Genomic DNA, 21,157 nt, shown 5'->3' with positions numbered 1-21,157 from the left:
TTGTTCTCCTCCTATTCGTTACTTGATTTTGGATCAAAGGCATCGCGTAGCCCATCTCCTAAAAGAATAAATGCCAAGGAAATAAAAACTAAAGCAAGAGCTGGAAGCAAGACTTGATAAGGGTAATATTGCAAGTTTTCCTGAGCATCGGTAATCAAAGAGCCAAGTGAAGCAGTCGGTGGTTTGACACCGAGGTTGATGGCAGACAAGACTGATTCATACATAATGGCACTTGGTACTGTCATCATGATTTGCACAATGATAATTCCTGAAATATTTGGCAAAACATGTTTAAAGGCAATTTTGACATTGCTTTCGCCTAATGCCCGAGAGGCTAACACAAAGTCGCGTTCACGGTAAGATAAGGTCAAATTACGCACCTGCCTAGCCATAGAGGTCCAACCCACAATCGCAATCGAAATAATAATTGAGGTTACTCCATTTCCAAGCAAGAGTCCCAACATGGTTACAATAACCAAGTTAGGAATAGAGGAAATAATCTCAATAATCCGTTGCATAAGCGTATCCACCTTACCTCCAGTAAATCCAGAGACTAACCCGTAAGTGACCCCGATAATAAGGTCAATTAAGGTTGCGACGATAGCAATCAAAAGCGAAATCCGAATACCCACCGTAATGCGTTTACCAAGACTACGTCCCAGATTATCCGTTCCTAATAGAAATGTTTCCCCTTCTGGGACACCTTGGTCAGCATAAGCATCATTGGCCTCCGTATTTCCAGCATAGGTAATGGTTCCGTTCCAAAATGGCAAGCTACTGCTCAATTTAGGAGGTAAATTACGGTAAATGCTAACTTCCTTACTGTTAAAACTATTGGCATCTTGCTTAGAAACCACTGCATTTGACCCCATCGAAAAGACCAGTAGAATGACTAAAAATCCCATCGCAAGAACAGCTAACTTATTATGTTTTAAACGACGCCAAGCATCTTGCAGAAAAGACAGTGCTGGCTTTTGAATTTTTTCTTGTGAATCAGAGCTTCCTGCTCCCACAAGTTGAAATGATTTTCTTTCTTCTAGCATAACACTCTCCTATCCCAAACGCACACGTGGGTCCGCTATACTAATGATAATATCAGTTACCAAGATAGCTACCATCAACATAAGAGCATATACAATGGTTGTTCCCATAATCACAGGATAATCCTTGGTTGGGATGGACGACACAAATTGCTGCCCAATTCCAGGAATTGAAAAAATTTGCTCAATCAAGGCTGACCCCGTCAAAATATTAGCAGCCATAGGGCCCACTAGGGTTAAAACAGGAATCATCGAATTCCGATAGGCGTGTTTCCTGGTCACTTGACGCTTGGTCAATCCCTTGGCACGTGCCAATTGGATATAGTCAGAATTAAGGGTTTCAATCATCTCACTACGGAAGAAACGAGTCACTTGGGCAAAGACTGGAATAGCTAAGGCTAAGGTTGGCAAGATGGTTTGCCCAAAGGTTCCCCAGCCAGAAAGTGGCAACAAAGCCCATTTGAACCCAAAATAGTCCAACAACAATAACCCAATAATAAAGGCTGGCACAGAAATACCAAGTGTGGAAATCACACTCAAGACGGCATCAATCTTATTGTTTTTATTTCGAGCTGAAACCGCTCCAACAAACAAACCAGAGCTGATTCCCACCACAAGAGCTTGAAGCCCCAAATGGACAGAAACGCCCAAACGTTGTGAAATCAGTTTGGTCACTGACTGATTGATGGATTGGTAACTGGTCCCAAAATCACCATGAAGAATGTCCAAAAGATATTTCACATACTGCTGCCATAAGGGTTTATCCAACCCATATTGTTTATTCATGATGGCAATCATCTCGTCTGTTAATTTAGGATTATTGTAGGGGGTCCCCGGCATGACTTGCATCAAAAAGAAAGAGAGAGTAACCACAACCCCTAATGTCGCTAGCAAAATAGCCACACGCTTTAATAGATATTTCGTCATCATTATCATTCATTCCTTTCGTTTCACTCAAGGCACAACACTGAATGAAAAAGTATTGCGCTCTTTCTTTTGTTCTATAATATAAATGAGAAGACCTATCACTACTACAAATCACGGGGAAAAGAGTAAGTGAGAGGCAGAGCCACTAGCTCGCATATTTATAGGGGTAGCCCATTTCCTCAAGCATAACTAACTGTGACCAAGAGCACGTAAACTTATCCTTGAATAAACAACTCGTCAGACATTGGGTGTGATATAACTGTCTTTATTTCAGTTAGAAAACTTGGGTCTTGGGCTGGTCTTGTTCCTGCTCACAATGAAAGCGCTGGGAAACGTTTTCTACTCGTATTCCTAAAGAAGGACAATACCTACCATTTCTTGTTCAAATCGCAAACGCTGTTGTCAAGGCTAACAAGCACCCAGAACTGAGAAACAAGTATCTCAAATTCAAGAAACGACGTGGACACCGAAAAACGATTATCGCTATCTGTCGCAGATTACTCGTTTTTAGTTACCAAGTTCTCTGTAAAGCAAGACTGTTACAAGCCTGTTTGACAGGGACTGACCGAAATCAGAAATTCTGATAACACACTGTCTGTTCAAGACGCTGTTTGTTTTGCACAACAACATGGATTCTGTGTTGCTGAATGGCAAAAATCAGATTTCAAAACCTCTCTTTAGTACGCTCGACATTAGGGTAAGCAATAAATCAGTTAACTTTGATGTTTTCAAACGTCTCCTCTAACAAAAGCAAGAACTGGCCAAGGCCAATTCTTGCAATATTTCGGTACCATAGGCTTTGGAAATAGATTGAGATAGTCTAAATGTTGTAAACCTCACTGTTATAGTTGAATCCTGACTTGCTTAACACGGCTTGCTATAATCAAGGACAGCCATTCTCCCTTTGCCCCATTTAAAAACTAATCTGAACAACTAAACTAGCCTAACTGAACCTATTTCCATCAGTTACAGCGCTGCTTATCTTATTTTTTATAAGCGTATGTAAAGTCAACGTTTAAACCAGTTGAGTTACGGACAAGTCCTTTAATGCTTGGGTTCTGCAAACCTTTACCACTACGGAAGTAAAGTGGGTTGTAAAGAGCATTGTCATAAAGAGCTTTCTCAGCAGCCTTGTAATCATCAGCAGCCTTATCAGTATCAAGAGCATCTGTTGTTAAGGCTTTTTCATAAGCTGAATCGTAATCTGAGTTAGTGAATTTACCATAGTTATAAGCAGATCCTGATTTAAACAAACCATAGAAGGTTGAGCCTTCTGGATAGTCACCTCCCCAGAGGGTTACGGCTACTTCAAAGTTTTGATTTTTAGTATCTTCCAAACGTTGTTTAAACGGTACAAATTTTTCTTCAACAGTTAACCCTGGAAGAGCTTTTTCCCACGTTTCTTTAATGTAATCAACTGAAGCTTTGGCAACTGGAGTATCCGCATCAGCAGTGATGGTTACTTTTAGGGAATCTTTTCCAAGCTCAGCCAATCCTTCTTTGAAGAGCTTGCCAGCTTCTTTGTCATCGTATTTGTAGCCTGGTGCAACATGTTCTGCTAAGTCTGTTCCATCAGCTAACTTCGCTAAACCAGTGGGTGCAATTCCAGTCGCTGCTTTTGAACCAGTATCAACGGCCGCAGAGACAATTCCTTTACGATCAGTGGCTAGGTTTAGGGCTTGACGAATTTTAAGATTACTCAAGGCTTCAACTGAACCTGTTTGGTTATAAACCATGTAAGCAGTGGTTGCTTCTAACACTGGGATAACATCTTTATTCTTTTTATTGGCATTGTAGATGGCAGATGTTCCCGAAATATTAGCAAAATCAAGTTTGCCTTGTTTATACATTTGAACGGCTGTATCAGGTTTTTTAACCGTTTGAACCTTGACCGTTTGGGTCTTCACGTTTTTCGCATCCCAGTAATTTTTGTTTTTCACTAACTTAAAGGTGCCGCTGGTACCGTTCCAATCTTTAACTGTATATGGTCCAGAGTAAAGTTGTTTTTCTGACGATGTGCCATAATCTTTGCCAGCTGCTTTTACAAAGGATTCTTTTTGAGGAACAAAGTTAGAGAAAGACAACAAACTCTTGAATTGTGGAGCTGGTTCTGTCAAGGTAAAGATGACTTTGTTACCTTCAGCCTTAACCCCTAAACTATTCAAATCTGTATTTTTACCAGCGTTAATATCTGCAGCATTTTTTAAGTGAGATTCTGTTGCTAAATAAGCATATTCAGAAGCTGTCGCAGGATCCACCATGCGTTTCCAGGTATAAACAAAATCTTCAGCTGTCAAATCACTACCGTCAGACCATTTCAAGCCATCACGCAAGGTGGCTGTATAGGTCAAGCCATCTTCTGAAACATCTACTTTTTCAGCCAAATCAGGTTGTAGTTTTCCTTTGGCATCTACACGAAGAAGGTTACTACCAGAATTCCCAATAGCTAAGCTTGAATACGTGTCTGTATTTTTGGAAACATCAAGAGTAATGATTTCAGTTGGTGTGTACCAATTGATTTCATTCTTATTATCAGTAGATGCAGCTTTATTTCCACATGCCATTAAAAGAGTTGTTGATGCCAGTGTCAGTGTTCCAAGACCAACACGTTTCCATGTCTTTGATTGTAATCCTTTCATGTCAAAACCTCCTTGAAAAACAATAGTTAAATTTATTAAATTAAATTATATCACAATTCTGAAAAAAGGAAACACATTTATCTGAAAATTTTTGAATTTATTTTTATAACTCAATATTTTGTATAACCCTTATATAACAAGGTGTGTTATATTTTTACAGAATAAATAACCAAATATAATGAATAATAACATAAAAAGCCCACTCAAAAAAAGAGCGGACTTTTATTTTTCTAATAATTGTGGAGGTAATTATCAATTTCCCATTGTGACACAAAGGTAGCGTAAGAAGCCCATTCAATCCGTTTAGCCTCTAAGAAATTGGTGTAAATATGGTCACCAAGCGCCTCTTGTACCACCTCATCTTTTTGCAGCGCCTTCAAAGCATTGTGCAGTGTTGATGGTAAGTCAATAATACCCGCTGCATTGCGTTCTTCGACCGTCATGGTGTAAATATTAGCTTCCACTGGCTCTGGCGCATCAATTTTGTTAATAATACCATCCAAACCAGCTTCAAGCAAAACAGCAAGAGCTAGGTAAGGATTGGCAGTTGGGTCTACTGAGCGTAATTCCAAACGTGTTCCCATACCGCGTGATGCTGGTACACGAATCAATGGAGAACGGTTACTTCCTGCCCAAGCTACGTAAACAGGTGCCTCATAGCCTGGAACCAAACGTTTATAAGAGTTAACGGTTGGGTTGGTGATAGCCGTGTAATTGTAAGCATGTTTCATCAAACCACCCAAGAAATAGTAAGCATCTTCTGAAAGTTGCATGCCACGTTTATCATTTTCATCGTAAAAAGCATTCCTACCTTGCTTATCAAACAAGGACATATTGCAGTGCATTCCTGAGCCAGCAATCCCAAATTTAGGTTTGGCCATAAAGGTTGCATATAGCCCATGCTCACGCGCAATTGTTTTCACAACAAGCTTGAAAATTTGGATATTATCACAAGCTTTCAACACATCAGCGTATTTAAAGTCAATTTCATGCTGACCAACAGCCACTTCATGGTGACTAGCTTCCACCTCAAAGCCCATCTTGGTCAAAACATTCACGATTTCACGGCGAGTATTGTCAGCCAAGTCAATTGGCGCTAGATCAAAATAGCCACCATTATCATTGACGTCAAGGGTTGGATTACCCTTGTCATCCATCTTAAAGAGGAAAAATTCTGGTTCTGGCCCAAGGTTGAAGGATTGGTAACCCACCTCATCCATGTGTTTCAAAGCTTTTTTCAAATTCCCTCGAGGGTCTCCTGCAAAGGGTTTGCCTTCTGCGGTATAAATATCACAAATCAAACCTGCTACCGCTCCATTTTCATCTCCCCAAGGGAAAACAATCCAAGTATCTAAGTCGGGGTAAAGGTACATATCAGATTCATTGATACGGACAAATCCCTCGATAGATGAACCATCAAACATGGCTTTATTAGATAACACTTTTTCTAATTGCTCTTCAGTTGCAGGAATTTCCACATTTTTCATAATTCCCATAATATCAGTGAACATCAAGCGAAGGAAAGTCACATTTTTCTCTTTGACTTCGCGACGAATATCAGCTGCTGTGATTGCCATTGAATAGGTCTCCTTTGCGTTTCATCCAGTTCGTATCCTAGATACGAAAGTTGCTAATATGTTGTGAAGGGGTTGAAAAACCACTTTGAGTCAGCAATTCATCATGTAAGATTCGTCTCACATCCGCATCAGTCAAAGCTTTCTGCTTTTGTAACAATTTATCTTGGCGCTCAGCATATTCACGCTTAATCGCAGCAATATTGAGCCCTTCAGCCAAAAAGTCCTTGATTTCCAAAAGCCGATCCATATCATTTAAGGAAAACATACGGCGGTTACCCTCTGTTCGTTCAGGTTTGATCAGTTCCTGATCTTCATAATAACGAATCTGCCTAGCAGAGAGATCTGTCAATTTCATGACCGTCCCGATAGGAAAAACAGCCATTGACCGTCTAAGTTCTTTTTCTTTCATGACAAACTCCTTTCACACCCCTATTATAGGCCGAAAAAAATAGGCTGTCAAGTCTATATGTCAGATTATCTAACATCATTTCGTGGATTTTTTAGAAAACCACTTATTTTTGATGATTTCCACGTCAGTATTGACCAAAATAGCCACAAAAACCCCACAGAAAGTTTCAAATACTCGAGAGATCACGTAAATAAACGTTTGCCCCGTTGGAATAGACAAGGTGATAATCAAAAGAGCTGCTACCGCACCGATAATCCCAGATTTATTATTAAAAGCCACATTAAACATAATCGTCAACATGGTTAAAATAGGTACCAAAATCAAGGTCACTAGGATATGTTGGTGAAAAAGAGCATTAAAAAAATAAAAGACCAGAGCCAAAATCCCCCCGATACTATTTCCGAGAATTCTTGAAAAACCAAAAGAGACTGTTCTATCCAAATCTTCCCTCAAACTAAAAACAGCCGTCAAGGCTCCAATTTGTAATCCTTCCCAATCACATAGAGTAAACAATAGTAAAACAAAAAAGACTGACAGTCCTGTCTTAAAAGTTCTCATGCCAATTCTAAATTTTTGAGAATCAAATCTATATTTCATGCTTCTTGCTTTCCTTACCTTGCTTTCTTTTTTAGCTACAGTTTATTCTAACACGATTGAAGAACAATGAAAACTAATTTTATGTTTCCGATAAAAGAAGGCAATTGTTTTCCGATGGCTACAGACATAGAGGACTAAACTCGTCTTCACCACACCAAACATAATGCTTGCTAATATCAACTCACCTTCTCATCTACTGGCTCATTTTATCCTTTGAGTTCTTTTTTGGCACACAAAAAAGTAGCTGAGCACTACCTTTATGTTATTAGTTTAGTTTTTTGCTTTTGATCATCTCAAAGATTTCAGGAGCAGGCTAGCAAGATTTAGATTGCTGTCAAATCTGACAATCCAGAAATACATTATCTATATTTAGACTCATTGTTCCTATTCTCTTTATCTCCTAGAAATGATAACCGGTGTACTTAAAAAGAGTTGGGTCTCCAACTCTTTTTATTTTCATTCGAAGTAGCTGATTAATGGTTTGCTTCACCTTGTTCGCAACCCATTTAATCAGCCTTGCTGGGGCGCGTCAACAAAATCATTTTTGACAGAAGCTTCGCTTCTTCTATTTCCAGCCTCAAACTATCTCCCAAATAATTTGAGCTGACTTGCCGCCTATTTTTCAGTAAAGACCACAAGGCTAGGTAACACTTTATACCTTGTTAGATTTTCTAGTTCGCTACGCTTCACAGAAACTCTACCAATGCACAGAAAAAGACCCATATAAGGTCTTTTTCTAGCCTTCCCACAGGAGAAGGAGAAGCTTATTTTTCTGTAAGAGCCGCTAGGCCAGGCAATACTTTACCCTCAAGAAGTTCCATACTAGCGCCTCCGCCCGTACTGATCCATGAGAATTTGTCTGCACGACCAAGGTTGATAGCGGCAGCAGCTGAGTCACCACCACCGATAATTGATTTCACACCTGGTTGTTTCACAATCGCATCCATGACACCGATTGTACCAGCTTGGAAGTCAGGGTTTTCAAAGACACCCATTGGGCCATTCCAAACAACAGTTTTGGCACCAGTCAAAGCTTCGTCAAATTTAGCAATTGATTTAGGACCGATGTCAAGACCAAGGAAGCCTTCTGAAACTGCTTCACCTTCTGTATCACGAACAACATCGTAACCAGCAAAAGCATTGGCTTCTTTAGAATCAACTGGCAAGATCAATTTACCGTTTGATTTTTCAAGCAATTCTTTAGCCACATCAAGTTTGTCCTCTTCAACAAGTGAGTTCCCGATTTCGATACCTTGAGCTTTGTAGAAGGTATAAGTCATTCCACCACCAATAAGAACTTTATCAGCTTTTTCAAGAAGGTTTTCGATAACACCGATTTTATCTGAAACTTTTGATCCACCAAGGATAGCTACAAATGGCCGTTCTGGTGTTTCAACAGCTTCTTGAATATAAGCAATTTCATTTTCAAGAAGGAAACCAGCAACAGCTTTCTCAACATTTGCTGAGATACCAACGTTTGAAGCGTGAGCACGGTGAGCTGTACCGAAAGCATCGTTTACGAAGATACCATCGCCAAGTGAAGCCCAGTATTTACCAAGTTCAGGATCGTTTTTAGATTCTTTTTTGCCGTCAACGTCTTCAAAACGAGTGTTTTCAACAAGAAGAACTTGTCCATCTTCAAGTGCATCAATAGCTGCTTCTAATTCAGCACCACGTGTAGCACCAGGGAAAATAACGTCTTGTCCAAGTTTAGCAGCCAAATCAGCAGCTACTGGAGCAAGTGATTTACCAGCTTTGTCCGCTTCTTCTTTCACACGGCCAAGGTGAGAGAAAAGAATTGCACGACCACCTTGTTCAATGATGTACTTGATAGTTGGAAGTGCCGCAGAAATACGGTTGTCGTTAGTGATCACGCCATCTTTCAAAGGTACGTTAAAGTCAACACGAACAAGGACTTTTTTACCTTTCAAATCAACGTCTTTAACTGTTAATTTAGCCATTTGAATAGACTCCTTAATATTTTTTATACCCTTTTATTATACCACAATTCTTCTGATAAAGATAAAATATGAAAACAATAAAATAATTATTTCACAAAATAGAAAACCCTTTCCAAATAAAGAGATAGTTTTCAGAAAACAATTATCGAAAAAAGAGACTGGAGCAAAAAGATTTCTATTTTTGAAATTCTTTATTATCAGACCTAATAAATTCATCATTAAACAAAAAAAGCGAACAAAACTAGATTCCTGACAATCAGAATTATGTTTTGTTCGCTTTTTTTATTTAAGGTTGGACTTTTGTCCCCGTCTCTTATCTGACTTACTCTTCAAAACTTTTAAGAGCTTTACGACGTTCTTTCAATTGGTGAGTGGCATCAAGTTTTTCACCTTTGTAAACAGCACTTTCCCATGAACCATACATTGGGTTAGGGAAGATGATAAATCGACGTCCAAATTCTTCTTGTAATTCTGACAATAAAGCTGTTCTATCTTCTTGAGATTTCTTTGAAAAATCAGCAAAGTCAACAAGGTTATCCCCAAATAACATGATCAAGTTAGTTGTTTCCTTAACCTTTTGGCGACGACCTTCTTTAGATTTTACGCCTTCTTCTAGGAATAACAAGTGATCACGACCTTGAACAGGAATACCTTCTTTTTTGAGATTCTCCATTGTAGCATCAACTTGGCTAGCAGCACGGTCTGAAATATAATAGATTTGAACACCATTTTGATCCGCAAACTGCAAGAATTCCTTAGCTCCAGCAACTGGCTTAGCTTCTTTCTTTTGAACCCAAACATCCCAGCTTTCCGGTGTGAAACTTGTTCCTTCTAAAACATTCTTAGCTTGGTAAGGGCTATTGTCAAGAACCGTTTCATCAATGTCTAGCACAATAGAATAGGGCTTATCTGTTGCCTGACCTAGTTGATTTTTCAACCGATCAGTCGCTAATTGATAGCCTTGTAAATAAAGTGCTTTGGCTTCTGCAGCTTGCTGATACCACAATACAGACATGGTATTCTCATTAGAACGCAACTGCTCATCGCTATGTTGAACCTTGGTTTGTTTAACAGCTTCCTTACTGTTAACATTAGCCTTATGTTCACCCTTGGCACATCCTGTCACCAAAAAAATAGACAAAGCAAGGGATACGACGCTAGCAACTTTTTTCATTTTCATTGAAAATCTCCTTTTTTCTTGCTAAATTGATTTTAACCCGATTTAATTTAAAAGTCAAGATAGCCTAATCAGAAAATAAAATCATTTGATTTGCCAAACTAAGATAGGCTTTCCTCTTACCTTTTCCGAACAACATTAAAAAAGAACCTAGCAAAAGCTAGGTTCTAGACTTTAATAACTAATTATTTAGCGATTTTTGCAAAGTACTCAAGTGTACGAACAAGTTGAGCAGTGTAAGACATTTCATTGTCATACCATGATACAACTTTAACCAATTGTGATCCGTCAACTTCCATCACTTTAGTCTGAGTTGCGTCAAACAATGAACCGTATGAAATACCAACGATATCTGAAGAAACGATTGGATCTTCAGTGTAACCGAAGCTATCGTTTGAAGCAGCTTTCATAGCAGCATTAACGTCGTCAACAGAAACATTTTTATCAAGAGTTACAACCAACTCAGTTACTGATCCAGTTGGAACAGGAACACGTTGTGCAGCACCGTCAAGTTTACCGTTAAGCTCTGGGATAACAAGACCGATAGCTTTAGCAGCACCAGTTGAGTTAGGAACGATGTTTGCAGCACCTGCGCGAGCACGACGAAGGTCACCACCACGGTGTGGTCCGTCAAGAATCATTTGGTCACCAGTGTAAGCGTGGATTGTAGTCATAAGACCTTTTTGGATACCGAATGCTTCGTGAAGAGCTTTAGCCATAGGAGCTAAACAGTTTGTAGTACATGAAGCACCTGAGATAACTGTTTCAGTACCATCAAGAATGTCGTGGTTAGTGTTGAAAACAACTGTTTTAACATCGTTTCCACCAGGAGCTGTGATAACAACTTTTTTAGCACCATTAGCATGTAAGTGTTTTTCAGCTGCTTCTTTCTTAGCAAAGAAACCAGTTGCTTCAAGAACGATTTCAACACCGTCAGTTGCCCAGTCAATGTTTTCTGGATCACGTTCAGCAGAAACTTTAATGAAGTTTCCGTTTACTTCAAATCCACCTTCTTTAACTTCAACAGTTCCATCAAAACGACCTTGAGTTGTATCGTATTTCAACAAGTGTGCAAGCATGTTTGGATCTGTAAGGTCGTTGATGCGAGTTACTTCAACACCTTCAACATTTTGAATACGACGGAATGCAAGACGTCCGATACGACCGAAACCGTTAATACCAACTTTAACTACCATTAGTGATTTCCTCCTTATGAAAATCAAAAAAATATTATTAAAGGGAATACTCCCTACCTATTGTGAAAAGATTAACTTACAGTCATCTGCAATAACCTTCCAACAGAACTATTATATAACTATTTCAGAAAAAATGCAAATAAATTAGCTATTTTCACAAATTACAAATTCCCTAATGTATGCCTTAAACCAGCCTAAATTTAAGAAAACCCTTTCCTGATTCTCTCTTACCAAGCACCACTTTATTAGAAACATCATCTTCCCTTTTAAGACTGTACTATAACGTTATTTGAAACCCAAAAAAGAGGTTAGGGTAGAAATCCTTAACCTCTTAGTAGTGATTATTCACCTTTATTTTTCTTAATGATTTCTTCTTGAACTGACTTAGGAACATCTTCATAGTGGTCAAATACCATCATGAACGTACCGCGTCCTTGAGTAGCAGAACGTAGAACAGTTGCGTAACCGAACATTTCAGCAAGCGGTACATAAGCACGAACGATTTGGCTGTTACCATGTGCTTCCATACCATCAACACGTCCACGACGAGCTGTCACGTGTCCCATAACATCTCCAAGGTTATCTTCTGGAGCTGTAATTGTTACAAGCATCATTGGCTCAAGGATAGCTGGTTGTGCTGACTTAGCTGCTTCTTTAAGAGCAAGAGATGCTGCAATCTTGAAGGCAGTTTCAGATGAGTCGACATCGTGGTATGAACCATCGTAAAGTTTAGCTTTAACGTCAACCATTGGGTATCCAGCAAGAACACCGTTTGCCATAGATTCGATCAATCCTTTTTCAACAGCAGGGATGAATTCACGAGGAACCACACCACCAACGATAGCGTTTTCGAATTCGAAACCTTTACCTTCTTCGTTTGGTGTAAATTCAATCCAAACGTCACCAAATTGACCTTTACCACCAGATTGGCGTTTGAAGAATCCACGAGCTTGTGTAGAAGCACGGAATGTTTCACGGTAAGATACCTGAGGAGCACCTACGTTAGCTTCAACTTTGAACTCACGACGCATACGGTCAACAAGAACGTCAAGGTGAAGCTCACCCATACCGGCGATAACTGTTTCACCAGTTTCAACGTTTGTTTCAACGCGGAAGGTTGGATCTTCTTCAGCAAGTTTTTGAAGGGCAACCCCCATCTTGTCTTGGTCAGCTTTAGATTTTGGTTCAACCATCAACTGGATAACTGGTTCTGGAACTTCGATTGACTCAAGAATAATTTTTGCTTTTTCATCAGTCAATGAGTCACCAGTTGTTGTGTCTTTCAAACCAACAGCAGCAGCAATATCACCAGCGTAAACTGTTTCGATTTCTTGACGGCTGTTTGCGTGCATTTGAAGGATACGTCCGATACGCTCACGTTTACCTTTTGAAGTATTCATAACGTATGAACCTGAGTTAAGAACACCAGAGTAAACACGGAAGAAAGTCAAACGACCTACGAATGGGTCAGTCATGATCTTGAAGGCAAGGGCTGCGAATGGCTCTTCATCAGATGCTGGACGTTCTTCCTCAGCATCTGTATCTGGATTGATACCTTTGATGGCAGGGATATCAAGTGGGCTTGGAAGGTATGCGATAACCGCATCAAGCATCAATTGAACACCTTTGTTTTTGAAGGCAGATCCACAAAGAACTGGGAAGAATTCAACGTTGATAGTTGCTTTACGGATACCAGCAACCAATTCGTCGTTAGTGATTTCTTCACCTTCAAGGTATTTCATCATCAAGTCTTCATCAGTTTCAGCAACTGCTTCAACTAATTTTTCACGGTATTCTTGTGCTTGTTCTAAGTATTCTTCTGGAATATCTTCTTCAAGAATATCTGTACCAAGGTCATTAGTATAGATTTCTGCTTTCATCTTGATCAAGTCAATGATACCACGGAAGTCATCTTCAGCACCGATTGGTAATTGGATTGGGTGAGCATTTGCTTGAAGACGGTCATGAAGTGTTTGTACTGAATAAAGGAAGTCAGCACCAATTTTATCCATTTTGTTGGCAAATACGATACGTGGAACACCATATTCAGTAGCTTGGCGCCAAACTGTTTCAGTTTGAGGCTCAACACCTGATTGTGAGTCAAGAACGGTTACCGCACCGTCAAGAACACGTAGGGAACGTTGCACTTCGATGGTGAAGTCCACGTGTCCTGGTGTGTCGATGATGTTAACACGGTGACCATCCCATTGAGCTGTTGTAGCGGCAGAAGTGATTGTGATACCACGTTCTTGCTCTTGCTCCATCCAGTCCATTTGTGATGCACCTTCGTGCGTTTCACCAATTTTATGAATTTTACCAGTGTAGTAAAGGATACGCTCTGTTGTTGTTGTTTTACCGGCATCGACGTGAGCCATGATACCGATATTACGAGTTTTTGCAAGTGAAAATTCGCGAGCCATGTGTTTCTCCTATTTTTTAGTTTACTCTTTATTATAGCACTATTTAGTAAAAACGGATAGGCAGGACCTACCCGTTATGCTAAATATTTGTTGGTAAAGATGATGCCTACTGCCTTTTTAGGGCTCGGGATCTTATTGATTGAGGTCGAGCTAGAAATCATTGCCAAAAAGATAATCGTTCCTATTTTGGCTTGGACTTGCTTAACGCTCTCCCGTCTTATATTAGTTGAATTTTAGCTACAAATGTCTGCCAAAAAGATAAAATTGCCTAGAAACTGAAGTTTCTGCGTCAATTTCCCTATTTTGGCTAGCATTTGTTTGACGCTAAAATATCCTATATTACCAACGGAAGTGTGCAAAGGCACGGTTGGCTTCAGCCATTTTGTGAGTGTCTTCACGTTTCTTAACTGATGCACCTGTGTTATTTGCAGCATCCATGATTTCTTTTGCAAGACGATCTTTCATGGTGTGCTCACCACGTGCACGTGATGCGTTTACTAACCAACGAAGTCCAAGTGTTGTACGACGTTCTGGACGAACTTCAACTGGGACTTGGTAGTTAGAACCACCGACACGACGTGCGCGTACTTCAAGTACAGGCATGATGTTGTCCATTGCTGTTTCAAATACCTCAAGTGCATCGTTTCCTGTTGCCTCTTTGATAGCATCGAAAGCACCGTAAACGATGGTAGCAGCTATACCACGTTTACCGTCAAGCATAACACGGTTGATAAGACGTGTTACGATTTTTGAGTTATATAATGGATCTGGCAATACTTCGCGTTTGGGCGCTTGATTTTTACGACTCATTGATTCTTATCCCCCTTCTATTATCCTTTTGGACGTTTCGCACCGTATTTAGAACGGCCTTGTTTACGGTCAGCAACACCTGCAGTATCAAGTGCACCACGAACGATATGGTAACGTACCCCTGGAAGGTCTTTAACACGTCCACCACGGATAAGAACAACACTGTGCTCTTGCAAGTTGTGTCCGATACCTGGGATGTAGGCAGTTACTTCGATAAGGTTACTCAAACGTACACGAGCGAATTTACGAAGGGCTGAGTTAGGTTTTTTCGGTGTCATTGTTCCAACACGAGTTGCAACTCCACGTTTTTGTGGGGCTGCCATTTTAGTTTGAACTTTTTTGTGACTGTTGTAACCAATGTTTAAAGCTGGTGAATCTGATTTTTCAATTTTAGATTTACGTGGTTTACGTACCAACTGGTTAATTGTAGGCATCTACATTCTCCTGTGTTTTTTTATTTTTGGTTGACATGGCACTTGGTGACAGTCCATATCCGGTGCACTTTTTGCAACAATTGTCAGCACGTCTCTGTACACTTTTGAGAGACCAAAAGTAAAAAGTACCGTCTAATATAATAACACAGACAGTACTTCATGTCAAATAGAATTTCTTGTTTTTAGCTTATTTCACTAGCGTTTATGGAACTACTTGGTCTCCTTACGAAGCTTAACACCTGTCAAACCGACAGCAGCCAACATAACTACTCCTGCTTTAAGCGCCCGTTGGGTACTCTCGTCAACTTCAGATGTCATATTACTTGTAGTGGAAGAGCCTGCCCCATAAGATTTTTTACTTGAGGTTTGGGTAACGGCTGACGCTACTTTAGAAACAATAGCATTAGTCGCCACCATTTCAGAAGCTTTTCCAACAAGGGCTTCTGCTACAAAACTTGTATTTTCAGCAGCAAGTTTAGCTGATGCATCCAACAAATCTTTGGTTTCTTTGACTGCTTCTTTCACAATAGGAGCTCTATCCTCTCGAGTTGGTAAAAGAAATTCATGGCTATCGAGGATCGGAAGACTAGCCGACTCTCTTAATTCGCGAAGCCTTGCTTCTGACCAAAAATCTTCTTTTTCCCTAGCTAATGTTTTCAACAGAGTTAATTGCTGTTCTGCTGTTGCAATAGCTGCTGCTAAATGAGCTTTTTTAGTTTCTAATCTAGTTAAAACTTCTTGAGCATTTGTCAAAGCTGTTGTTGTTGCTGCTAAGTCTTGCTTTGTATGGTCAATCCGCTCACGTACCAACTGAATACGGTTAGGATTTGCTTTAAAGTCTCGAAGGGCTTCTAAATTAGCTTTTTTAGCCATCAATGCAGCTACTCTGGTACTTGCTTGAGCAGTCGCAGCCTCCATTTTGTGAAGGGTTACTTTGGATGAGGCTAATTTAGCTAAGGCCTGATCTAGCTCAGTTTGCAGTCTTTCTTGATCTGTTTTAGCAGCTAACAACTGAGTTCTCAAGGCACCTTTAGTATTCCTCAATTGTGTGACTTGATGACTTAGGTTGGCCGACCGATTGCTTGATGCTGCTAACTTGTCCTGCAATTGCTCCACTTTCGCTTGGGCTGCCATTATTTCTGCCTCTTTATCAACGGCTGTCAAACGGTTTTCAAGCAGGGCCATTTTCTCTTTAATCGTTGCAATACTAGTGGTCACCGTAGCCACTCTTGATGAATGATCTTGTGTATTTCCAGAAGCGCTAATTTGAGACCTGCTGAAACGTTGGGGATTAACAATGTTTGACTCCGGGAAAATCACGAAATGTTCGTTCAATGACTGAACATTACTTGTTGAAAAACCAAGGTAAACAGGGGCATCTGGACGATGTTTGTCCACTCGCAAAAAGTTAACTGCATGACCGTATGTGTTGCCATGCAAGTTATCTGTAAAGAGCATGTATTTAATACTGTCGTAAATACCACGTTTAATCCCGTTCACCGTATGAACATCGTTGAAGGCACCAATGTTTTCATACATGTTGTCATCTCGCTGAACAAGACCTACTGCTGCCGCAGAGGCTTCAATGATAGTTTTGTCATGAGGCCCTACTCCATAGTGACCCGAAACACCTGGTTGTCCATAGACAAAAGAGGGTCTAACATTGCCATGGGTTTGTTTGTAGCTAGTGCTAAGCAGGCGAGCAAATTCTTGAGAACCTGCGGTAACTACCACCGGCACTAAACCAAATTGCTGACGCACACTGTTAATCATGTGGGCAGCAAACTGAGCAAGTTCATTTTGAACTTCTGGCGTTAAATTGTCTGGGTCAACAAAGCGAGTGAGGTCAGCAGGAATATCCACGTATTGGTTTTGCTGATCACCTGGTTTTGCTTTGGCAATAATGGTTTCAGCATGCTCGTTATAATAACTATTGTAACTGGCAGAACCAATATAACCGCTGGCTGTTAATTTTTTGATTTCTTCAAAAGGATAACCTTGCGGTGCCTGCATGGTATTGTTGCCAACAATGCTGCTTTGTGTCGTTGGAGCACTTATTTTCAGATGATTTAATTCAGCCTCTTTAACGGCGAGAGCTGCTCTATTAGCTGCCAAATCTTCTGTCAACTGTGTTGTCACTAAAGCTCTCTGTTTGTCTAAATCTGCTTTAGCCTTTTCCAATTCAGCAGTAACCAATTTAGTGTTTTCATTGGCAACTTGAGCTTCTTCAGAAACTGCCTGTGGCTTACTAATCATATCATTTAGTTCTGCTACCTGCTTTTGAGCATCTATCACTTGCTTGGTTAACATTTTTGCTTGAGCGTTCTCTGCTGTCACAATCGTTTCTTGAGTTGCCTGTTCAGCTATCTTTGATTGGTTGTCAGCTTGAGCTTCGGTTAGTTCTGCTTCTGTAGCAATCAATTGGTCTTGGTGCTCTTTTGATTGGGCAATGAGCGTTTCCTCGCTGCTCGCAAGGGTTTCTGTATAAACCGTTTGTGTAGCTGTCAAGGCAGCTTCTTGTTCAGCTTGCTGCGCTTCTAACTGTGTCGCTTCAGTCCTTGTTTCCGAAATTGTCGCTTCAAGTGCAGCTAGTTCTTCTTTTTGTTGACTAAGATTTGTTTCAACAGTCTCAACAGTTGCCAATGCCTCTTCAAAGGTTTCTGGTTTTGGTAAGCTGTCTTCACTGGTATTGCTTGATTGGGTGCCTTCTGATGTTCGGTCATCCGCTTTTACTTGATGGGATACTCCTACACTGGCACTCAATAAAGCGATGGTCGATGTTAAGGCAATTTTTTGCTTAACTTGATTTTGCTTTGGTTGTTCTAAATCCATGCCCTCTCCTTTTCCCACTTGTCTCATTTGTCAAAAATATTGCCGACTTCTACCACAACATTGTTGTTTTTGACATCAATTTCTGATACTTTTAGCAATGATTTGAATGTCATTTGTTCACGTTCTGATTGGGCGTTTTCTGCAAAAACAGCTACCCCAACTAGGGTACTGTCAAATTCTGCCAAGAGGCTAATCATCCCTGTGATGGTTCCCCCACCTTTCAAAAAGTCATCGACAATCAAGACACGACTATTTGGTTTCAAACTACGTTTTGATAAAAACATTTTTTCGATACGGTCACTTGAGGCACTGGCATAGTTGACAGAAACAGTGGAGCCTTCTGTGATTTTCAAATCACGACGTACAATAACAAAAGGCACATTCAAAATATTAGCAACTGCATTTGCCAAAGGAACACCCTTGGTCGCAACCGTCATAACAGCATCAATCTTTTGACCCTTGAAGGCATTCGCAATAATGCGACCAATATTTTGTAACGTTTTAGGTGTGCTCAAAAGATCTGATAGGTAGATATAGCCCCCTGGCAAGATACGATCACTTTCTGATAAACGTTGGCACAAATCGTCAACAATGGTACGAGCCTCCGCCTCTGAAATGCTTGGTGTAAAAATCACACCTCCGCTTGCCCCTGTTAGGGTATCAATTTCCCCAATGTTAGCTTCTTCAAAAGCTTTTTTAATAATAGCGATGTCTTCTGAAATAGAAGATTTTGCAGCTTCATATTTAGTTGCAAAGGTATTTAAGCTGGTTAATTTATAAGGGTTGTTAATCAAATAATTTGAAATCACAACCATACGTTCACTTCGTCTTAATTTCATAGTTTCCCCATTTTTGTGTACTTTTTAATATTATATCATAAAAGTCACAAAAAACGAACATTCGACTAAGGAAATGTTCGCTTTTCTTGCTATTATAGTTAATATTTTGGTTTGTAGAAGGACCGATTATCCATGGCAAAAATACGATTGGTCATTTCACCCTCACCAACACGCCCTAGAGCTGTTGTCATCATCATCATATTAGCATCAATATTATCAATCATGTGAATAATTTCAGCTTCCATAATGCGTGGACGAACTGGACTACCATATTCTAGTTGCCCGTGATGGCTTAAAATCACATGCCGAAGGACAATCACTTCTTCCTTGCTATCATCAATATTGAGTTCTGCAATGGCCTTGGTGATTTCTTCATTAATCAGAGCAATATGACCAATTAAATTTCCACGCACTGTGTATTCAGTGTTATCAGGACCCGTCAACTCCAATACTTTTGCCAAGTCATGCAACATAATCCCAGCAAAGAGGAGGCTTTTATTTAATTCAGGATAAATATCACCGATGCTATCTGCTAATCTGACCATGGTTGCCGTATGGTAGGCAAGGCCTGATTCAAAGGCGTGGTGATTGGTTTTAGCGGCCGGGTAGGTGTAAAATTCCTTGTCGTATTTGCGATAGAGTGCTCGAACAATGCGCTGCCAGGTCGCATTTTCAATTCTAAAAAGCATCTGTTCTAAGTAATCACGTACGTCACTAACACTAACCGGGGCCTTTTCCTTAAAATCTTTAGGGTCATTAGGTTCACCCGGGCGAACATTTCGTAAGGTGATTTGATTAACCTGAGGCGTTCCGTTATAAACCTCACGGCGACCTTTCATAAAGACAATTTTCCCAGCAATAAACTCTTCAACATTATAAGGTTGAGCGTCCCAAAGATTACCTGAAATCTCCCCGGTATCATCTTGAAAGGTAAGGCTAATAAAATCCTTACCAGCCCTTGTCTTACGAACTTCTGCCGACTTAATGAGGTAAAACCCTTCAAAAAGCTGGTCTTTTTTCATTTGATTAATTTTCATCATTTTCCTCTTCTAATAAGGGCATGTTCAAAAGAGATGCCGTTGCTTGGTCTTGGTAGGTCTCAACTGTATTCAAGGCCCGAACAATAGCATTGGTTCTTGTTGAAATCAGTTGATCCAGTGTATTATTGGCTGTGTTAATTTGTTTTTGAGCCTTGACAAGCAAGCCACCAAATTTGTCAAATTCTAGCTTAACATTCCCCAAAATTTTACTGATGTCATCTGCATTTTTTTGGATATTAAGGGTTTTGAAACCAACAGACAAGGAATTGAGCAGAGCAGACAGGGTTGATGGCCCTGCAACCACAATGTTTTCTTCCCTACGAAGACTATCAAAGAAAGCCGCATTCCGAACAGCTTCTGAGTAAAGACCCTCGGTTGGTAAAAACATAATGCCAAAATTGGTCGTTTCTGGTGGGTTTAAGTATTTTTTATGAATGTCTTTGGCAAAGCGTTTGATAGCTGCTAGAAGTGCCTTGCGGCTAGCTTCGATGGCCAATTTATCGCCAACTTCGTAAGCATCTTCTAATCGGTAATAATCTTCAAGAGGGAATTTTGAGTCAATCGGTAGATAGATATAATCTCCTTGCCCATTCCCTGGCAACTTAATAGCGTATTCTACCCGTTCACTAGAGCCACTAACCGTTACAAATTCTCTTTCGTACTGGTGAGATGTCATAATGTCTTCAATGATTTGGCCTAGTTGAAGTTCGCCTAAAATGCCGCGTGTTTTGGTATTGGACAAAACTTTATTTAAGGTCCCTACATCTTGAGCCACGCTCCGCATTTCTCCCAACCCTTTATTGACACTTTCCAATTGTTTGGATACAGAATCAAAAGAGGCGTGTAGACGATTTTTTAAGGTTTCTTCCAATTTTTCTTCAACGATTTGGCGCATTTCCTCCAAACGTTTTTCGTTGGATTCCTGCATGTTTTTGAGGGATTGGTTGACCTGCTGGTTAATTACTTCTAAGCGTTGGTCAGATCGGTCTCTATTGTCTGACAAACTGTGATGCAAGACGTCTCGAATATCTGTTAATTGTTGGTAAAGGTCTGCCTGTTGCCGGTTCATCAGCTGCGTTAGCTCTAACAATTGTTGCTTGTTAGCGGCATCCAACTGATAGGTCATCTGGTCAGATAAGTTATCTGCATGACTGTCCAAAATTTGAGCAAGCTGTTGTTGAAGGCCATTGACTTTGAACAACAGATAAACTCCTAGACCTAAGAGAACCAATACCAAAAGGAACAAGATAAGGTCCATA

The 21,157-nt window shown here is 40.1% G+C and carries 16 protein-coding genes and 1 pseudogene; 1 reads left to right on the top strand and 16 read right to left on the bottom strand.

What is annotated here, in order from left to right:
- Positions 1-11: 11 nt before the first annotated feature.
- Together EL097_RS04365 and EL097_RS04360 are read right to left on the bottom strand one after the other, a co-directional pair.
- A complete protein-coding gene (locus EL097_RS04365; protein ID WP_003045264.1) occupies positions 12-1,043 on the bottom strand; it encodes an ABC transporter permease in 1,032 nt (343 codons plus the stop codon).
- 9 nt (positions 1,044-1,052) lie between these two features.
- Positions 1,053-1,967, bottom strand: a complete 915-nt coding sequence (locus EL097_RS04360; protein WP_003045266.1) for an ABC transporter permease — start codon at positions 1,965-1,967, stop codon at positions 1,053-1,055.
- Between the two features lie 237 nt (positions 1,968-2,204).
- Between EL097_RS04360 and EL097_RS11040 the strand changes: the two are divergent.
- A pseudogene (locus EL097_RS11040) lies at positions 2,205-2,648 on the top strand (transposase); the annotation flags it as partial.
- Between the two features lie 302 nt (positions 2,649-2,950).
- Here the strand turns inward: EL097_RS11040 and EL097_RS04350 are convergent.
- The 14 genes from EL097_RS04350 to rmuC all read right to left on the bottom strand — a co-directional run bounded on the left by EL097_RS04350 (position 2,951) and on the right by rmuC (position 21,156).
- On the bottom strand, positions 2,951-4,606 hold the full coding sequence (locus EL097_RS04350; RefSeq protein WP_003045268.1) for a peptide ABC transporter substrate-binding protein: 1,656 nt from the start codon (positions 4,604-4,606) through the stop codon (positions 2,951-2,953).
- Between the two features lie 230 nt (positions 4,607-4,836).
- Positions 4,837-6,183: a type I glutamate--ammonia ligase gene (gene glnA, locus EL097_RS04345; protein ID WP_003045270.1), complete on the bottom strand. Its 1,347-nt coding sequence runs from the start codon at positions 6,181-6,183 to the stop codon at positions 4,837-4,839.
- A gap of 37 nt (positions 6,184-6,220) precedes the next feature.
- The gene (locus EL097_RS04340) at positions 6,221-6,592 is read right to left on the bottom strand and encodes a MerR family transcriptional regulator (protein ID WP_003045272.1); all 372 of its coding nucleotides are present in this window, start codon (positions 6,590-6,592) and stop codon (positions 6,221-6,223) included.
- Between the two features lie 75 nt (positions 6,593-6,667).
- A complete protein-coding gene (locus EL097_RS04335) occupies positions 6,668-7,189 on the bottom strand; it encodes an FUSC family protein (RefSeq protein WP_003045274.1) in 522 nt (173 codons plus the stop codon).
- Positions 7,190-7,953: 764 nt separating this feature from the next.
- Entirely contained in the window at positions 7,954-9,150 is a 1,197-nt protein-coding gene (locus EL097_RS04330; protein ID WP_003045276.1) for a phosphoglycerate kinase, read from the bottom strand.
- Between the two features lie 322 nt (positions 9,151-9,472).
- A complete protein-coding gene (locus tag EL097_RS04325; protein WP_003045277.1) occupies positions 9,473-10,330 on the bottom strand; it encodes a 5'-nucleotidase, lipoprotein e(P4) family in 858 nt (285 codons plus the stop codon).
- Positions 10,331-10,512: 182 nt separating this feature from the next.
- A complete protein-coding gene (gene gap / locus EL097_RS04320) occupies positions 10,513-11,523 on the bottom strand; it encodes a type I glyceraldehyde-3-phosphate dehydrogenase (RefSeq protein WP_003045279.1) in 1,011 nt (336 codons plus the stop codon).
- 341 nt (positions 11,524-11,864) lie between these two features.
- The gene (fusA, locus tag EL097_RS04315; protein WP_003045330.1) at positions 11,865-13,943 is read right to left on the bottom strand and encodes an elongation factor G; all 2,079 of its coding nucleotides are present in this window, start codon (positions 13,941-13,943) and stop codon (positions 11,865-11,867) included.
- Between the two features lie 339 nt (positions 13,944-14,282).
- Entirely contained in the window at positions 14,283-14,753 is a 471-nt protein-coding gene (rpsG, locus tag EL097_RS04310) for a 30S ribosomal protein S7 (RefSeq protein WP_003045331.1), read from the bottom strand.
- 20 nt (positions 14,754-14,773) lie between these two features.
- Positions 14,774-15,187, bottom strand: a complete 414-nt coding sequence (gene rpsL / locus EL097_RS04305) for a 30S ribosomal protein S12 (protein WP_002986049.1) — start codon at positions 15,185-15,187, stop codon at positions 14,774-14,776.
- Positions 15,188-15,397: 210 nt separating this feature from the next.
- On the bottom strand, positions 15,398-18,019 hold the full coding sequence (locus tag EL097_RS04300; RefSeq protein WP_039994704.1) for an SEC10/PgrA surface exclusion domain-containing protein: 2,622 nt from the start codon (positions 18,017-18,019) through the stop codon (positions 15,398-15,400).
- Between the two features lie 23 nt (positions 18,020-18,042).
- A complete protein-coding gene (gene purR / locus EL097_RS04295; RefSeq protein WP_003045333.1) occupies positions 18,043-18,858 on the bottom strand; it encodes a pur operon repressor in 816 nt (271 codons plus the stop codon).
- A 98-nt stretch (positions 18,859-18,956) separates the two neighbouring features.
- Positions 18,957-19,895: a 3'-5' exoribonuclease YhaM family protein gene (locus EL097_RS04290; protein ID WP_003045335.1), complete on the bottom strand. Its 939-nt coding sequence runs from the start codon at positions 19,893-19,895 to the stop codon at positions 18,957-18,959.
- Positions 19,885-21,156 (bottom strand): DNA recombination protein RmuC, encoded by a 1,272-nt coding sequence (gene rmuC / locus EL097_RS04285; protein WP_003045337.1) that lies wholly within the window; start codon positions 21,154-21,156, stop codon positions 19,885-19,887. The genes EL097_RS04290 and rmuC overlap by 11 nt, the downstream gene beginning before the upstream one ends.
- Position 21,157: the final 1 nt, after the last annotated feature.

It is taken from the genome of Streptococcus canis (assembly GCF_900636575.1).
In the GTDB taxonomy this organism is placed as follows: Bacteria; Bacillota; Bacilli; order Lactobacillales; family Streptococcaceae; genus Streptococcus; species Streptococcus canis.
The sequence above is the reverse complement of the archived record's forward strand: the minus strand, read 5'-3'. Positions and strand labels throughout refer to the sequence as shown.